This is a genomic window from Pseudobutyrivibrio xylanivorans DSM 14809 (assembly GCF_900141825.1).
GTDB lineage: Bacteria > Bacillota > Clostridia > Lachnospirales > Lachnospiraceae > Pseudobutyrivibrio > Pseudobutyrivibrio xylanivorans.
In genome coordinates this window covers 57,548-74,440 of record NZ_FQYQ01000002.1, presented here as the reverse complement: position 1 = coordinate 74,440, position 16,893 = coordinate 57,548, and the positions used below count along the sequence as shown (strand labels likewise).

Annotated in this window: 10 protein-coding genes; 1 reads left to right on the top strand and 9 read right to left on the bottom strand. The window is 39.1% G+C overall.

All coding sequences use genetic code 11. From position 1 onward, the window contains the following. Window positions 1-98: 98 nt before the first annotated feature. Window positions 99-1,223 (top strand): DUF362 domain-containing protein, encoded by a 1,125-nt coding sequence (locus BUA88_RS02050; RefSeq protein WP_072911992.1) that lies wholly within the window; start codon window positions 99-101, stop codon window positions 1,221-1,223. A gap of 192 nt (window positions 1,224-1,415) precedes the next feature. Here BUA88_RS02050 and BUA88_RS02045 read toward each other — a convergent pair whose 3' ends face one another. The 9 genes from BUA88_RS02045 to BUA88_RS02005 form a co-directional block, all read right to left on the bottom strand. After that, complete coding sequence (locus BUA88_RS02045) at window positions 1,416-1,847, bottom strand: flavodoxin (protein WP_072911989.1); 432 nt, start codon at window positions 1,845-1,847, stop codon at window positions 1,416-1,418. Then, window positions 1,844-2,416 (bottom strand): DUF3793 family protein, encoded by a 573-nt coding sequence (locus tag BUA88_RS02040; RefSeq protein WP_072911986.1) that lies wholly within the window; start codon window positions 2,414-2,416, stop codon window positions 1,844-1,846. The genes BUA88_RS02045 and BUA88_RS02040 overlap by 4 nt, the downstream gene beginning before the upstream one ends. A gap of 151 nt (window positions 2,417-2,567) precedes the next feature. Beyond that, complete coding sequence (gene mnmA / locus BUA88_RS02035) at window positions 2,568-3,632, bottom strand: tRNA 2-thiouridine(34) synthase MnmA (RefSeq protein ID WP_072911982.1); 1,065 nt, start codon at window positions 3,630-3,632, stop codon at window positions 2,568-2,570. Between the two features lie 76 nt (window positions 3,633-3,708). Continuing rightward, window positions 3,709-5,283 (bottom strand): GH25 family lysozyme, encoded by a 1,575-nt coding sequence (locus BUA88_RS02030; protein WP_072911979.1) that lies wholly within the window; start codon window positions 5,281-5,283, stop codon window positions 3,709-3,711. Between the two features lie 9 nt (window positions 5,284-5,292). Further along, a complete protein-coding gene (locus BUA88_RS02025) occupies window positions 5,293-5,907 on the bottom strand; it encodes a hypothetical protein (RefSeq protein WP_072911976.1) in 615 nt (204 codons plus the stop codon). Further along, window positions 5,888-7,174 (bottom strand): sensor histidine kinase, encoded by a 1,287-nt coding sequence (locus BUA88_RS02020; RefSeq protein WP_072911973.1) that lies wholly within the window; start codon window positions 7,172-7,174, stop codon window positions 5,888-5,890. The genes BUA88_RS02025 and BUA88_RS02020 overlap by 20 nt, the downstream gene beginning before the upstream one ends. Before the next feature lie 4 nt (window positions 7,175-7,178). After that, window positions 7,179-10,298 (bottom strand): sortase, encoded by a 3,120-nt coding sequence (locus tag BUA88_RS02015; protein WP_072911971.1) that lies wholly within the window; start codon window positions 10,296-10,298, stop codon window positions 7,179-7,181. A 2-nt stretch (window positions 10,299-10,300) separates the two neighbouring features. After that, window positions 10,301-11,596 carry a class C sortase gene (locus BUA88_RS02010; protein ID WP_072911968.1) on the bottom strand — a complete coding sequence of 432 codons (1,296 nt, stop codon included), beginning with the start codon at window positions 11,594-11,596 and terminating at the stop codon, window positions 10,301-10,303. Window positions 11,597-11,694: 98 nt separating this feature from the next. Continuing rightward, window positions 11,695-16,836: an LPXTG cell wall anchor domain-containing protein gene (locus tag BUA88_RS02005; RefSeq protein ID WP_072911964.1), complete on the bottom strand. Its 5,142-nt coding sequence runs from the start codon at window positions 16,834-16,836 to the stop codon at window positions 11,695-11,697. Window positions 16,837-16,893: the final 57 nt, after the last annotated feature.

Here is a 16,893-nt window from a genome sequence, read left to right as displayed (position 1 = left end):
CCAAAATTTGTCTATGATTATTATACAATTATGTTGTATGATTTAGATATAGTTAGTTTTGAATTTAGGGTTCATTTGAAAGGAGTCTTATTTATTTTATGGAGAAATCAAAGGTATATTTTACTGACTTTAGAACTGTATTAGGGGTTAGTCTCCCTGCTAAATTACAGAAACTTATTAAAAAAGCTGGGATTGAGACAATAGATATGGAGGGAAAGTTTGTCGCAATCAAAATGCATTTTGGTGAGTTAGGTAATCTGGCATACCTTCGACCAAATTATGCAAAGGCAGTAGCTGATGTTGTTAAAGAATGCGGAGGACTTCCTTTTTTAACCGACTGCAACACTTTATATCCAGGTAGCAGAAAGCATGCTTTAGAGCATTTGGACTGTGCCAATATTAATGGATTTAATACTATTACTACAGGCTGCCAGATACTAATTGCTGATGGTCTAAGAGGAACTGATGATATTCTTGTTCCTGTTCCAAATGGTGAGTATTGCAAGGAAGCCTACATTGGTAGAGCTGTTATGGATGCTGATATTTTTATTTCTCTTAGTCATTTTAAAGGACACGAGCAGGCTGGTTTTGGTGGCGCCATCAAAAACATTGGAATGGGTTGCGGCAGTCGTGCTGGAAAAATGCAGCAGCACAATAGTGGACAGCCACATGTAATAGAAAACAAATGTAAGAACTGTAAGCGTTGCGCAAAGGAATGTGGCTCTAATGCAATCAGCTATGATAATGGAAAGGCTTGGATTGACCCAGATAAATGTAAGGGCTGCGGTCGCTGTATTGGAGCTTGTGCATTTGATGCAATTGTTAACAATAATGGGGATGCTCCTCAGCTTCTTGGAAGAAAAATGGCGGAATATACAGCTGCTGTTGTTAGTGGCAGACCTACATTCCACATCAGTCTTATTACAGATGTTTCCCCTAACTGTGACTGCCACGGAGAAAACGATGCTCCTATCCTTCCAGATATCGGAATGCTTGCTTCCTTTGATCCAGTTGCGCTTGATCAGGCTTGCGTAGATCTTTGTCAAAAGGCTGAGCCAATTAGAAACAGTCAATTAGGCGATAACATGGCTAAAGAACATTTCCATGATCACGGCGATGTATGGCACAACAGTAACCCAAATGTATCATGGGCTGAAACTCTTGAGCATGCTGAAAAACTGGGAATTGGATCTCGTGAATACGAACTTATTACGATGAAATAGTTTTTGATAATAAACAATAGCCTGGCAAAATGCTGGGCTATTGTTATTTAGACAAATAAATACCTCCAGGCACTGGCATACCTGGAGGCTGTAAAAGGAGTCTAATAACTTCCCCAAGAAACCCGGTTAGAAACTTGGGAAAAGGAAATTTAACTAAGTTAGAAATGTCTGAGCAAAAAAACTCAGTAGATATTAAATTGCAGCGAGAGCTTTTCCAAGCTCCTGGCATTCTGCCTCTGCAGCCCCATCTGGAGCATCCTGACAGATAACACCTTCGCCATTTACTACAGTGGCACCTGCGGCTGTCATACGATCAACCCAATCTCTCATCCACTGTCCGTCTCCCCAGCCGTAAGAACCGAAAAGACCAATTGTCTTACCTGAAACAAAACCTTCCAAATCTGATACGAAAGGTTCCATCTCACCTTCCTCAAGTACCTCAGCTCCCATTGCAGGGCAACCAAGTGCAAACGCCTTAGCATTCTTGAGTTCATCTATTGAAGCATCGCCAACGTATACTACATTAGCAACTCCACCAGCCGCTGTAACACCAGCACCAACAGCATTTGCCATTGCTTCAGTGTTTCCTGACTGTGACCAAAAAACTACATTAACTGTACTCATGCTAATACTCTCTCCTTCTTATAAATCTTTCGAACCATTTCATCTTTGATGTCATCAAACTTGTCGAAAAGCTGTTTTGTCGCGTCTGGGTTCTCATAGACTTTCCAGTATCCTGAGATTTTGTAATCCTCGCCACCATTATCGATGAACCCCTTTACATCGCATAATGGATATCCAAGGAAAACGCCTATCTCATGTGGAAAATCCTTTCGATTATGAACATAGTTGTCATAGCGCTCCTGAAAATTTCGTAAGCTATAACCAAAAGCATCTGTTCTATAACCATAGCCCTTAAGGAATTCTCTGACATCCTTACGAGATAAGTAATCAACGAGCTTATCCTTATTAAATACCAGGAAGATCACTCTATGTCTGTCATACACAAGTCTGTATCCCATCAGACCGGAGTGTCTAAGAAGGAATCTCACTTTATCTTCCTGATCTCTTGGAACTATTAGAAGGTTTGAAGTCTTAAGCCCCGCGATAGTAGGTGCACACTGCAGAACAATCTGTAATTCTACTTTTCGCCTGTCCATGGCGCATAACATCTCAAACACTTCGTTACTCATCGTTTATCTCTCTCGTATTTTTCTCGGTTAGCATTTACTAACTGTGGTTATAGTATACTAATGTTTGTTAGATGTCAACACTTTTTTCACATTTTTTTCTTATTGAAAAACCCTATCAATAAACAAAAAAAGAAGAGGTTCCCCTCTTCTTCTAATGCTTTATTATTCCACCGCCCAGCACTACATCTTCATCATAGAATACTGCCGACTGTCCCGGTGTTATAGCTCTCTGTGGCTCATCAAATGTAATCTTTGCTGATGTAGCTCCCACTCGCTGGACTTCGCATGGCTGCTCTGTCATTCTGTAACGAACCTTAGCTTTACATCTAAAAGTCTCAGGTAGCTGGTCTGGACCTATCCAGTTTATGTTTTCTACATAAACATCCCTTGAGAACAAATCCTCATTCTTACCAAGCACTACCTGATTCTTTTCAGTATCAAGCTTAACTACATAAAGTGGATAAGCTGAAGATATGCCTAGTCCCTTTCGCTGACCAATAGTATAGCAAACCAAGCCCTTGTGTCTGCCAAGTACGTTCCCCTCCATGTCCACGAAATCTCCAGGTTCATATTCCTTACCTGTAAATCTCTTAAGAGCTGATACATAATCTCCATCCGGAACAAAACATATATCCTGACTGTCTGGCTTATTCGCATTTACGAATTCATGCGCCTCAGCAATCTTTCTTATTTCGTCCTTAGAGTATTCTCCAAGTGGAAATTCTGTGTGAGCCAGCTCGTCCTGTGTCATAGAATAAAGCACATAAGACTGGTCCTTAGTGGCATCCTTGCCCTTTAAAAGCTGATATCCACCATCGCATTTACGAACTCTTGCATAGTGACCTGTAACAATCTTATCGCAGGAAAGCTCCTTTGCTCTTCTATAAAGCTCACAAAACTTAAGATGTTTATTACATTCGATACAAGGATTAGGTGTCATTGCATGCTCATAGCAATCTATAAAATTATCAATTACCTTTTCTCTGAACTGATCCTTAAAATTCCATGTGTAATGTGGCATACCAAGCTTTCTTGCTACATCCTTTGCATCCTGAACATCATCTAAGGAGCAGCATGTGCTGGTATCTGATAAATCCACATCCTCATTGCCATATAACTTCATAGTGCAACCCACGCACTCATAGTCTTTTTCTTTCATTAAAAGAGCCGCCACGCTACTGTCCACGCCGCCGCTCATCGCAATCAATGCCTTCATATAGCCTCCATTCATATGTTAAGAATATACAGCCATTTTTAGCATCAGTCAACTGTGCGACTACTTAGCTCTATACCTACTTTCCTGAAGATTCTCTTACTACATTAACATCTACATAGCCTGTAATACCGGCGATAGTCTCCTTTGAGGAATACTGCCAGTAATCAGTCTTTCCTGTGTAATTACATTCTGTATTATACTGGGCTACCCAGATACTGTACTGTTCCAGGCTTTCCGCATAGAGCTTTTCATAAAACCAGTTTTTACTGGCGTAAACTCCGCCTCTGTAGCCACTATTATTTATGGTTTCACAGAAGGCCTGCAGACATCTTGTTCTTGTGGCTTTGTCCAGATTATTGGCACGGCCTCTTACTGCATTCTCAGAATCGATATAGATTGGTAGCGTGATTTCATATTCCCTGCACATTGCCACGGCCATTGATGCTTCCTCAATAGCCTCCTGTTCTGTGATGGCCTGGGTAAAGAAGTACACCCCTACCTTTATTCCATTAGCCAATGCCCCCTGAATGTTTTGCTTGAAATATGGGTCTTCTACCAGCTGACCTGAAATAGAACCTCTAAATCCACATCTTATTATGGCAAAATCCACACCGGAAGCTGCAACCAATTGCCAGTCTATGTCTTTCTGCCACTTTGAAACATCAATTCCCATATCTCCGACGGCATAGGATAGAATACCATCATCTCCAAAGTCGTAAGGCAAACCTCCTATAATCTGATGGCCCTTTACTGGGAGTGAATCACTATTAAAATAATAGGTAGCCCCATCGATTGTCTGCCAACCAGTAGTTTTTATCTCACCATAAAAGTATTCATTACTTGAAAAATCAGATACATAGGCTGCCTTCTTACCAGCTTTATCAAGGAATAATCCATTTCCAGCTCTGTCCTTTAGCTGGTCATCTCCATAAGATACATTCTCCACAAACACATTGAATGTAATCTCTCTAGTGGATGTATTTCCCTTTGAAGTCTCATAGGTCACGATAATCGATACTGGCACCTTTCCAGAAAATTTTTTCCCCACATACTCTAAGTCCACTGTCTCACCAGAAGTTGAAGAAAGCTGAACTACATCTGGCTTTGTACTACTCCAGCCAAGTGACTTGATTATCTTGTCATCATCCTCCACTGTGACATTTACTGTAGCCTTGGAAGATTTATCTATACCCACATTGTAAAGATAAATCTCTTTTGGAACAGAAACTGTAGAATCATTTATAGAAATAGACTTCTTTTCATTAAGAATGTAACTGTCGGGAAAAGCACTGATGTCCACATACTCTCTCAGAACCTTTTCTCTCTCGTTCATAATACTTGGTAATAAAGGCGTGGTATTGATATAGGTATTTTCCACCTCAACATCATGGATGGCTGAATCCTCAGCATCCATATCCACATCATCCACTCTTACAACCATGTTTGTCACATCTATAGGCACATACTCAAAATCGGGATTCAGCCTTGGAAATTCATCCTCGCCCTCCTTAGCTTCCTCCTGCTCTAGCTCTGCTTCAACCTCTGCCTGCTGTCTGTTATGAACTCTGGCATATAAAATTGTCCCAATAAACATCAAAACCATTGCTGCTGACAGTGCAATAGCAATGGTTATTGTTTTTTTGTCCTCCATGGTTCCCCTCTAAAACAGATTAATTCCAAAAGCAGGTAAAATAGTAATTAACATAACCAGCACTGAAACAACAAATGATACTGTTGCAAAAATAAGCACATTGTTCATTCGCTTTCTCAGTGAATCCGATTTGTTATCAAGTCCATATAATGCCTGATTTTGCTTGGCATTTTCTTCTATAACCACGGCCTGAACATTTCTATATATTTTTATAGCTTCGATATTGGTCTTTTCCATTAGGTTGTCATACATAGCTCTAAAATCAAGGCTTAATCTCTCGTCGATAACCTCTTTCATTGCCTTCATTTCAGCTTCCATATGCTCAACATTATTAAGCTTTTTCATAAGCAGATTAAACTGCTCATCATCAAGCTTTGCAAAATCAGCTCTTGTAATAACAGGTGCTGGCTCTGGATATTTAATAGGTGGAAGAATTATTGGCTTTAGAGCAGGAAACTCTATATCCTCAAACTCCTGCTTCATTCCAAGCTGCTTTTCTATCTCATCAAGTTCTTCTAAAAGAGAATCCACCTCGGTTTCTAAATCATCCTTAGGTGCATCTTTTATTTCAACCTCAGCAACTGCTTCCTCTACGCCTTGTGTCTCATCCTTGAACAGAATCATCCTCAGTGTCCTCCTTCATGATAAGATATGTAACTGTAGTGCCAACTCCTTCTGTACTTGCTATAGAAAGCTTTGATTTATTCATCTCATACAAACGCTTTCTAATATCATGTATACCTGCTGCCTCGATTTCTTCATCCAGCTGTTTTGAATCAAAACCTATTCCGTCATCCTTTACTGTAATTTTATAACAATCTTCCATTTCACGCACGTAGATTTTGATTGTTCCACCACCAATCTTCTTGGTTACACCATGCCTTACTGCATTTTCTACAACAGGCTGCAATGACAAAGGTGGAATAAGGAACTGATCCTCATCAATGCTATATTCTATTTTTAAATCACCAAATCTTAACTGCTCCAACCATAAATAGGTTCTGGTGTGCTCTAACTCCTCTTCAAAGGTAATCAACTCCTGATCCGTAATTGTATCCAGATTTCTTCTTAGATACTTTGTAAATTTATCCATTGCATTTACGGCAAGCTCAGGATTCTTCTTAATCAAATACTTAATGTTCGTAAGTGAATTGAAAATAAAATGAGGTTGCAACTCAGAAATAATCAAATCCGTTTGCATAATAGTGTCATCCATTTTCTTTTCCACAATAGTCTGCTCTCGTGTAACATGAATGGCTATGAACATTATCAGATAACTTACTGTAATAGCCCCATATAGCATAGACAAGCACTCACACAGCAAAGCAGGAAATAGTACTATAAATGGAATAATAATAAAAATATACAGTGCTATGCACACATTTACATCCAAAACTCCATTTATCTGGTTGTAAAGAATCCTAAAGAAAATAAAAATCACAAGGATACAACCAATAAGCACTACAAAGAAATATAGCTGCCCCTGACTATATACTCCATCATTGGAAATCTGAAAAGCATACCCGTGAAGCAAAGACGAAATCCAAAACAGAATCATTATCACACAGATAGCAAAAGGAACTGCTCTAAATACAGGACGTTTTCCTCGCTTTCTGGTAATAAGCTTATCTACATAAAGATTAAATCCTGAAATGCTTATATATGTAAAAGAACCTTGAAGAATAACGGAAATACGAAGTAACTCTAATGTCTCGTTATCATTTGCAAAAACCAGAGTACCCATATCCGCAAGCAGAACCAGGGCGTTCATAAGTAAAAGAATTGGAAAATATTCATTCATCGCATTTCTTTTACCTAATAAAACGCCCACAAGAATAACAAATGTAATTAAGATGGACAGCATATCAATGCCGATTCCCATCATCTCCATATTACTACCTCTCCAGGTCAAATCTGATTGCTATTCTCTTATCACCTGAATAACTACAAGTAAAAAGTGTTAAGTCCCAGTCACCTGTCAGCATTTCGTCAATCTGATCAGGCTCAAGATTTTCAATTAGCTTGCTGGTATATTCATATTCACTTCCATCCACCAATGTCAGCTTCGCTGTAATAACTTCCTTGCTATCAAGAAGATTAAAATCACCAAACTGGCTGTTGTAATTATGTCCTACAATTACAAGGTTTCCATTTTCCCTTGTACCATAGTAGACGCAAGGTGTAGTCTTCATGTCTGCATCTGTATAGCTGCTTAAAACTGGAAGCTTGATCCCCAGTCTTTCCACCTCTATAACACCTATATATTCTCTACCATCAGCAGGGACAATCGACTTGTTAGGAGCAACCTCTTCCACAATCTTTTCAGTGGAAGTATCCTCCACTATAGTTATAGCTTCCTCAGTAACTACCTCCTGTTCAAAGGTCGCATCACCTGACGTGTACTGGCTGTTACCTTCACCAGATGCCAGGCTATCCATCACCTGATTATTCTGCTCGATTATCTTAAGCTCATCATAGACATGATAGCTACCTATACCAGCACCTATCAAAAGACAAGTGACAGAAATTACTGTTATGTACTTTACTACTTCTTTTCTTTCTTCCTTTGTCTCTTGTACTGCTCGGAAAATAAATCCAATCAGTCCCATAAATAAAAGAATAAATTCCAATCTAAACACTCCCGCTTCAGGAAGTAGCGCACCTCCTCTGCTCCATGTGATTATATTGTTATCGAAATCCATCTCCATGTAATAAGCTGCCGAGGTATCCATGTAGAAGGAGCTCAAATCAACAATTGAAATACCTGCCGCTGCCAAACCAAAGTAGTAATCATTTGAAAGAGAACCTATTGGCTGGGTTTCATCAATGTCATCTGTAGACATGGTTATTCCAATCAAGAAGCTTTCAGTTCTAATAAGTGTACCGTCAACTACAATTGCAGAATTAACATCCATATAGACATTTCTATCGGTCCTGATTCCTTCTATATCACCATTTGGATTTGCTACCTCGCTATAACATACATTGTTATGAATAACGATATAGCCATTAACCTTCATTCTACTTCCACCCTTCAGATAAACACCTGAAGCTGGGTCGCCTGCAGTAGCTCCAAGAAGTGCAACATTTCCTGTAAGAACTGTACCCACTCCTGTTGAACCTACAAGAGATAATATGCCTCCCGAATCAACAGTAATCATTGAGCCAACAGCTACCTGACTTTCTGAAATGTAACCATTAATTGTACAGTCGTTGAATATCAGCTCACCACCTGATATAACAAACATTGTTCCATCAAAGCCTGCAGAATCTCCTCCACCTCTTGTGAAACTAATATTGTCAATCTGTACCACTGGGTCGTAACCATCTGGATTACCGGTCAGATAGTATGTCTGCGAAATGGCAACACTGGAAACGACTGCATCATTTATAGCGATAACAGTCTTGGCTCCATCATTTGATTTACTAAGGTTCTGAGCTGTTTCAAACGCCTCTGCAAATGTTGAGCTATAATAATCTGTCGCACCAATCATCTGAAGTGTAACTTTAAATAGTGCTGAGCAAAGACCATAGCCCTGAACAGAATATCCTGAAATAGTAAGTGCTTTTTCCATCAGCACCATACTGGTAGGACAAACAACACTGCCCTCGTTACCACTTGTATAAAGACTGTCGTATACAAAGAAACCGTTATTTACATTAAAGGTAGTTCTGCTATCAAAAAGACTACCTGATGAATTAATCAAAAATGCGTCGTTTACTGTAACCGTTGAGAAGCCACTGCATAGCACTCCACTGGAAATACTGTAATAACCAGTTGTCAGTGTCAGCGTGTCTGAACCTGCAAATAGCTTGTCGCTGGTACCTGAAATACCACCTGGCCTTGTGTTGTCACCGCCATAATTAATTCCAGATGTACCGCTGTCTCGGATAGTTACATTACTGCTGTTGAAATTCAGATATGCTCCAGAATCAAGAGATATCCTATGACCCTTCACATCGATAATTAACGTGCAGTTATTCTCTATAGAAATGGAAGATGAAACACTTATTTCATCTCTGATTTCAATAACAGGAACAAAGTTGGAATCCTCATTGTTATGAACCTCATCAGAAACCTCCTTTGCCCCATTCAAAGCCTCTTCCAAGGTAAGGAACTTTTCCTTTTTAGACTCTCCTTTAATTGAATAGTGAATTACAGCAACATACTCCTGCTCAACACCTTCACACTTTGTGAAATCCTCTGCACATAGTTCACAGCTTAAATCCACATACCCTTCTTCACATAAATGCTCACAGGTGCATTCCTTTTCTTCCTCTTCTACAAATTCGCATTTAGTAAAGTCCACCGAGCATACTGGGCATTCCTCGTTAAAATCAGCTGCATTACAAAGCTTGTCACAGATACACTCAGGCTTTGGCTCTTCTTCCTTAGGAGAGCACTGATTATAGTCCTCTGAACATACTGGGCATTCTGAATTTACTTCGTCCTCTGTACAATGGATTGTACAAATACAGCCGTTATCATCTTCCTCTGCCCCCTCTGTAGGTGTTGGCGTAGGCTCAGGTGTTGGCGTAGGCTCAGGTGTTGGTGTAACCTCTGGGGTCGGTGTTGGACTAACTTCAGGATTTTCTGGATCAGCTGTAGTACCTAAACTTTCTGGGTCATCAGCATCTGTAGGAGTTGTTGTTGATGTCGATGTATCCGCTGGAGTTGACTCTGAATTTTGGTCACCTGCTACAGCCTCCGGTTCTGCTACCTCAGTAGGTTCTGCAGAAGCATTCCCGCCTTCATTTCCTGTATCAGTAGGCACTGAATTATCAGTTTGTTCAGGATTTTCGGAACTACCAGTTGAAGAAAGCATTACTTCTCCATTAGGGTCGGCCATGTTTTCATCTGAGCTGCCACCTTCAGACAGACTTTCATTTAAATCTCCAATCTCAGCTACAGTTGTCACAGTAATAGCATTTGAAATGATAAATAATATCAGCATGGAGCCTGTTACTATAATCAATATGTAGTTTAAGTATTTAGTCCAGGCTCCATTAAACATGACTACTTTCCTTTCTTGGATTTCTCTAATAATTCAAATCCTATTCGTAATTCTTCTTTGAAATATTCATCTAAATTCTCAAATGATTCCTCAACCTTACCCTGATCTATAATTTCATTTATGTTCTCAAACTTAAGATTCTGCTGATTCTTATCTCTGTCAAATACTGACCAGTCCTGATCAACCTTTTCAAGTACCTTGTCATCCCAGAGTCTTACTTCCTCTTCCTCACTGTAATCTACAGATTCATCATAGAAATCATAATCATCCCAAGGTCTTTCCAAGTCATCCTCTGTAAGCTTATCGGCATATTTTAATGTATCGTCCCATCTTCGCCTCTTTGCAAAAGTGTCTGCCTCATGGGTAACGCTATCCATTTCCCAGTTTGCTCTAGTGGCCATCTCGGAAACCTTAATAGCAGCTTTACATACCTCTTCGATGTTGTCATCCCAAGGTCTTATATATGCCTTAGGTGTTGGAACAGGTGGGAAAAGTAGAATTGGCACTGCCACGAACATGAATACAGTTCCCATAACTGCTGCTATAGCATTTACCACCTGCTCTCGGGTAAGTCCGTATTTCAGAGTCGCTGACTCGGTATTATCAATTATTTCCTCGGCCTCTTCGTCCTCTATTCTGGCTCCTCGTATCATAAGACGATGAGTGTTCTCACCATAAGGAGTACATGTAACTAACGTACAGTAATCCATTTCGGGATCAATTGCCAAAGGTGATAAATCATTTGGTAGAACTGTTACTATCTGATCTATCTGATAAAAATGTTCCTCACCTAAAACTATGATAGAGAAAACATCTCCCACTTCCATTCTGTCTAAGTTTGTAAAAAGAACCGCACTTGGTAATCCTCTATGACCAGAAAGACCACAATGAGTTCCTTGTCCACCTATTGGAAGCGAAGTTCCTTCTATATGTCCTACATATTTTTGTAGTACGTCCTCTGTGGTTCCATGGTATACCGGGAGATTTAATCCCAGCTTATCTATTTTCAAATAACACATCATGCCACTTCCATCTATATCCAAAGTGCCATAATAATCATCCTTCATCTCCTCGGTCATGTCTGCAAAACGACCTACCGGATTAGATAAAAGTGTGGTGTTATAGCTTTCCGTTTCTTTAAACAGTACCTGTCTGGTTTCCTCATTCATCTGAGCTACTGTTTCGTCATATTCATTAATTGATTTCGAACTGTTCTTTTGGTTAAAAAAATCAGAAATATTGGGATACAAAAGTATTCCTAGTCCCACTACGAAAACTAGGATTAAAAGTAAATTCATGTAATTGAATTTCCTTTGAACACCCATGCCATCCCTCAAAAGTAAACAGGCAGAAGGCAGTTAACTGCCTCCTGCCCATTTTTTGTTTAAGTCAGAAACTACATATAACTATTTTTCTTTCTCTTGGCTAGTATTACGATAATTACTGCTGCCATGATAATGATACCGATGATTGTGAATAATAATGTACCAATACCACCAGTACTTGGAAGTGTAAGTCCCTGATAGTTCTTTACATTGATTCCATAAATACCATCTGAGTATCCCTGATAATACTTAACTACTGTTGTTTCGTTTTCTGTTCCTTCATTCTCAGTAACTTCTAATGCAACTGCATCTACAATACCTTCCTCTGCAGGATTAACTTCATTAGCTGAGTAGAAAATAACATCTGTGTCATAAGCTGAGTTTTCTGTTAACTCACGCATCTCATTAGTAATCTTGCTAATTTCAAATCTCATTGCCTCTGTAAGAGCGTTGTAACCTGTAGGAGATACTGTCTCGATTAATACATATGAAGCATCCTCTAATCCGTCGATTAAAACACCTTCTTCTGTATCAATTGAATAAATTGTATTTTCTTTTACTGTCTGGTACTCCTGACCTGCTGCATTTGTTCCAAACTGGTCTGCAAGTGCCATCTGCTTATAAACGATTACATTGTAGTGCTCAGCGTCAATGCCATCTGTTCCTGCTGGAACTGGAACATATCTGAAGTAAGTATTAAGTCCACCTGCAAATGTAGTACCCTGTGCCTCAAGCTTATCAAGTGTATCGAGCACTACAGGAGTCTCGCTGTCATCTGTAGGAATCTCAGCAGTCATTGATGAATACTCACCATTTTCTGCATATCTTCCAAACTTATAGTACTGCCAATTAGAGCTTGAAGGCTCTGCTGTAACTATAGACTCATCACCACCTGCAAGTGTCAAATCAGGAACATATACAAATGCTTCCTTGTAGAGATTGAACTGTGCACCGATAAGGTACTTAGTAGGATTTGATTCTCCATCAGTCTTTACAATTCTCATTCCATATGTGTAGGCTCTTACTGTGTCATCTACTGAACTATAATGTCCTGCGATATCACTTCTATACCAGAGGTGAACTGTATTTGTGTTGTCCTGTGAACCAGGTTCGCAATCCTCTGTAACTGTAGCCTTGTATGTAAGACCAATGTACTTATAAATCTGTTCCCACTTACCTTCGTCATTAATATGTACAAGCTTTGAATAGTCAAAGGAAATAGCAAAAATGTTCTTATTGGTAGCTCTTGCTATTGTTCCTACAGACTGAATATCTGTTGCAGTCTTGTAAGCACTGGTAATAGATGCATCTGGAAGTCCTGTAGCATTAGCCTCTGAACTAGCTGTACCAGTTGTTAATACTTCAATGCTTCCTTCTTTTTCGTTATAAATATACCAGGTAAGATTATAAACACTACCATTCTTCTTAATGTGCTTGATAATGTAATAACCGTTCTTATCTGTGCTGTCCTTAAACCAAACAACTCCTTCTCCTGCCTCAGCTGAATATGGAGATGCAATGAGGCTTATATAAGAATTTGCTGGTGGAGCTACCCAACCATCCTCTGTAAGAGAATTACCTAAATAAATCTCTATTGTACTTGGATCAAGTGTGAATGCTGATGACATATCATCAGTAATATTAAACTTGTAATTTGCATTCCAATCATATCCAGTGTATAAATCTCCATCTTCCTTGGTGTATACAACACCGCCATTGATTGGATAGTAGCTAGGAATTTCACCTGCGATTTCGAAGCTTACAGTTTCTCCTGTTCTAACTACATCAGAGTTCATCTGATTGATGCGCTTATCTACTGTAACGTCAGCATACTTAAGTGTAGCTTCCAGATCACCTGTAAGATAATATACGCCCATAGGTCCCTGAATCTCTGGAACTGCTGAAAGTGTAAGTACTGAGTATGATCTTCCTATTTCCTTATTTTCACCCTTGATTAGGTACATTCCATAGGCAACGTTTGTAATCTTTGCATAATTCTCATTAGTTGTCTTGTTATCAAACTTGCTTATATACTGGTCATTAACCTTATATGTTGCTCCTATTCCAGACTTATCTTTTGTATCATAAACCCATGTAAGGAAATCTGCCTGCTCTTTTGCATTTAACTCTGTAAACTGCTGTGGAGTTGTAGGAATGTTATCATTACCTGTATCAAGTGAGTAATTTCCTAAGTAACTGTAAAGGTTTGGAACCCATTCCAAATCACTCCAGGTCATTGTTGTATCATCATAACTTACAGATGCAATTCGATATACTGAAAGTGTGTCATGTGCATCTCTAAGATGAATAATAAATTCTGCTGTTCCATTAGGTGTAGCTTTCTGTGCACCTGTGCTAATTCCCTCACTGTTTCCAAGGCTGATTGTTGTAGCTGCATTTGCATTCATTGAAGGAACAAGGAGTGATAAAATCATCAAAGCTATTGCCATAAATGACGCTGCATTTCTAGCTAACTTCTTTCTTCTTGCAATTACAAATACAATTGCTCCACCCATAATAATCAAACCTATCAATGTGAATAATAATGTACCCATACCACCAGTACTTGGAAGTGTAAGTCCACTGTAGTTCTTGATAATAAAGTGATAAATACCATCTAAGTTATCATCAACTATCTTTTCTCCAACTGCGTTCTCATACTCATCTGAAAGGAAGCTAGCGTAAGAATTACCTCTTTCTGTATAGAGCTCGTCAGAAATCTGATTTACCTCAAAGTAAATTGCTGTACTTAACTTGTTATATCCACCTGCTGGTGCAGTCTTCTCAATCATGAGATACTGATTTGGATCAAATCCTGTTAAGAGGACACCATCACCATCAGCAACTGATGTTGTATCTGCCCAGAATAATGAGTATGCATCCAAGTGCCAATGTGCTCCTGAATGAATAGCACATTCATTTGCTTCTACCCATCTAGGTACAAATACTACGAATCCACTTTCGAAATCTTCTGCTACATCCCATTTCTTTCCATTGTCAAGTGTCTGTGCCTTTGGAATCATGTAGTCAAGAAGAATATTTCCACTAAATTCGTCATGTAATCTCTTGATTGTTTCTACGTTTTCATAAGCATTTGCAAAATTATACTTATTTGTAAACTGGTCAGCTGTAGTATATGCTGTCATCTGTCCAATTGCAGATTGGATTGCACCGCCTATAACTGTTGCATCTGTAAGGGCCATTTTCTGAGTCATCTCATACTTCATAGCCTTCTGTAATACTTCTGCATATTGTCTAAATGACTCTGTGTATCTTGTTGTGACATTAGCGCTATCAACTGATGTAACAGGATATGTTGAATCATCATAGAAAGCGAATGTATTGTATGCTCTTTCTACTGGAGCTGTATTCTTATCAGCATTTGCAGCGCCACCACAGTATGTTGTATCTAATCTATAGATATCAAATACTGCGCCCTCCAAATAAGGTGCTTTACCTTCTGCAATCTGAGCTGCCTTTTGCTCATCTGAAAGCTTCTCAAAATCTGAATAAGCTTCACCGTCTACCTTTACGATGTTTGCACCGTATGTCCAGGCAACTACCTCATCTGAAACCTCACCAGTTGTTCCTGATGTATCCTCAATGTAATAAGCTGTTACTGTATTTGTATTGTCGTTATTACCTAAGTATGCTGAATCATTTACTAAAGCATCATATTTTACAGTTACCTTATTAGGGTATGTAAATTCCTCATCCTGAATATAGCTGGCTGAATCAACCATATGTACATATGTCTCTTCATTCATAAGAGTCTCATAATTGAACTCTACAGCGATAAGAGACTTTGTTGTATCAGAAAGAGTAAACTTTGGTGCATTTGATGAAGTAATATATGCACTTGGAATCTGATTGTCTGATCCAAGCTGGTTGTTAATAGCTATTAAATCATTAGTGTTAAATGTATATTTTCCATTAGATCTACTCTTTGTAAATGGAATGGAATTAAGCTTACCACCATTGTTAACCCATACAGTAATTGCTGTTGGAGAATCTTCTGTTACATAGAAATATGCCTTCTGATTCTCTTCACCACTATAATATACAGGGTAGCTGTATCCAATAAGCTTTGCTTCATAAGTTCCGTTTGTGTCGCGTGCGGTCTTATTTCCATAGTTATCACCTACAAGTGCTGCCACCGGATGGTACTCTCTTCCCTGAGCATCAAAATATGTAAGTGTAGCTGATGTTGCTATAAGAGTGAAGCCCTGTGACATATCATCAAATGCGCAGAACTTTGTGAAATCAAATGTATTGCCAGTCTTTGTATAAAGAGGAATGTCAATATCTACGTTAAATGTAACAATCTCACCTTCTCTGATAATATCGCTATCAGATCCATTAATCTTCTTTCCGATATTGATTGATTCATTCTTAAGTGTTGCTGTTTTATGATTATCGATATACCAATGACCTGAAGGACCTGTCTGTTCTGGGATAAGCTCTACTACTACAGGCTGATATCCACCACCTGAAGCTCTGGCTGGGTTTGAAGCATCTACAAAATACAAACCAAACTTTAACTTGCTGATTTCATAAGCTGCTCCAGAAAGTCCGATTACTACTTCTGAGCCAGGTGTATCATTGAGATTAGCAGATGGGTTACTAGCAATTGTAGACTCCACTGCTGAACCATCAACGTGAGCAACAGCTGTCATCTGACCAAGAGCTGTAGCATTCTTATCAACTACGATTTCATAATCTGACTTCATAGCATTGATAAGAGCAATAAGCTTCTTTTCCTTTGCTGCCTTGGCTGCCTTCTCTGCATTTTCCTTAGCTTCGCCTGAAAGGGACTGGTCTATTGTATAAGACCCTAGTGCTATAGGAGAAGCGTAATCTGCATCACCAGAAAACTGCTCATGTGTACGGATGAATTCTGCAACTGGAGTAATCCACTGAACGTCAATGGATGTAATTCCGCTTGCCTCATCAGGTGTTGAAGCAACGATATTCACCAGATTATACAGAGTAAAGCTGTCATCTGCTCTCTTTACATTGAGAGTAAATCCAGTTCTATCTGGTGTATTCTCAGCAACAGAAACCTCAGTATGATCGAATTCCTGATTGCTTACACTAGTACTTCTCTGAATCAGTTTTGTATTGCTGCTTTCAGCGCTAACAACCAATACTGAACTGAAAGTAAGAACTATAAGTGTTAGTAATGCGGCTAATCGCTTTCCTTTTCCTTTCATGATTTTTTCCTCCTTATCTGACGTAGTATATCGCATAGAATTCTCTTCTATATGCCA

Coding starts and splice junctions, on each gene's coding strand:
- BUA88_RS02050 (WP_072911992.1), top strand. CDS start 99: ATGGAGAAATCAAAGGTATATTTTACTGACTTTAGAACTGTATTAGGG.
- BUA88_RS02045 (WP_072911989.1), bottom strand. CDS start 1,847: ATGAGTACAGTTAATGTAGTTTTTTGGTCACAGTCAGGAAACACTGAA.
- BUA88_RS02040 (WP_072911986.1), bottom strand. CDS start 2,416: ATGAGTAACGAAGTGTTTGAGATGTTATGCGCCATGGACAGGCGAAAA.
- mnmA (WP_072911982.1), bottom strand. CDS start 3,632: ATGAAGGCATTGATTGCGATGAGCGGCGGCGTGGACAGTAGCGTGGCG.
- BUA88_RS02030 (WP_072911979.1), bottom strand. CDS start 5,283: ATGGAGGACAAAAAAACAATAACCATTGCTATTGCACTGTCAGCAGCA.
- BUA88_RS02025 (WP_072911976.1), bottom strand. CDS start 5,907: ATGATTCTGTTCAAGGATGAGACACAAGGCGTAGAGGAAGCAGTTGCT.
- BUA88_RS02020 (WP_072911973.1), bottom strand. CDS start 7,174: ATGGAGATGATGGGAATCGGCATTGATATGCTGTCCATCTTAATTACA.
- BUA88_RS02015 (WP_072911971.1), bottom strand. CDS start 10,298: ATGTTTAATGGAGCCTGGACTAAATACTTAAACTACATATTGATTATA.
- BUA88_RS02010 (WP_072911968.1), bottom strand. CDS start 11,596: ATGAATTTACTTTTAATCCTAGTTTTCGTAGTGGGACTAGGAATACTT.
- BUA88_RS02005 (WP_072911964.1), bottom strand. CDS start 16,836: ATGAAAGGAAAAGGAAAGCGATTAGCCGCATTACTAACACTTATAGTT.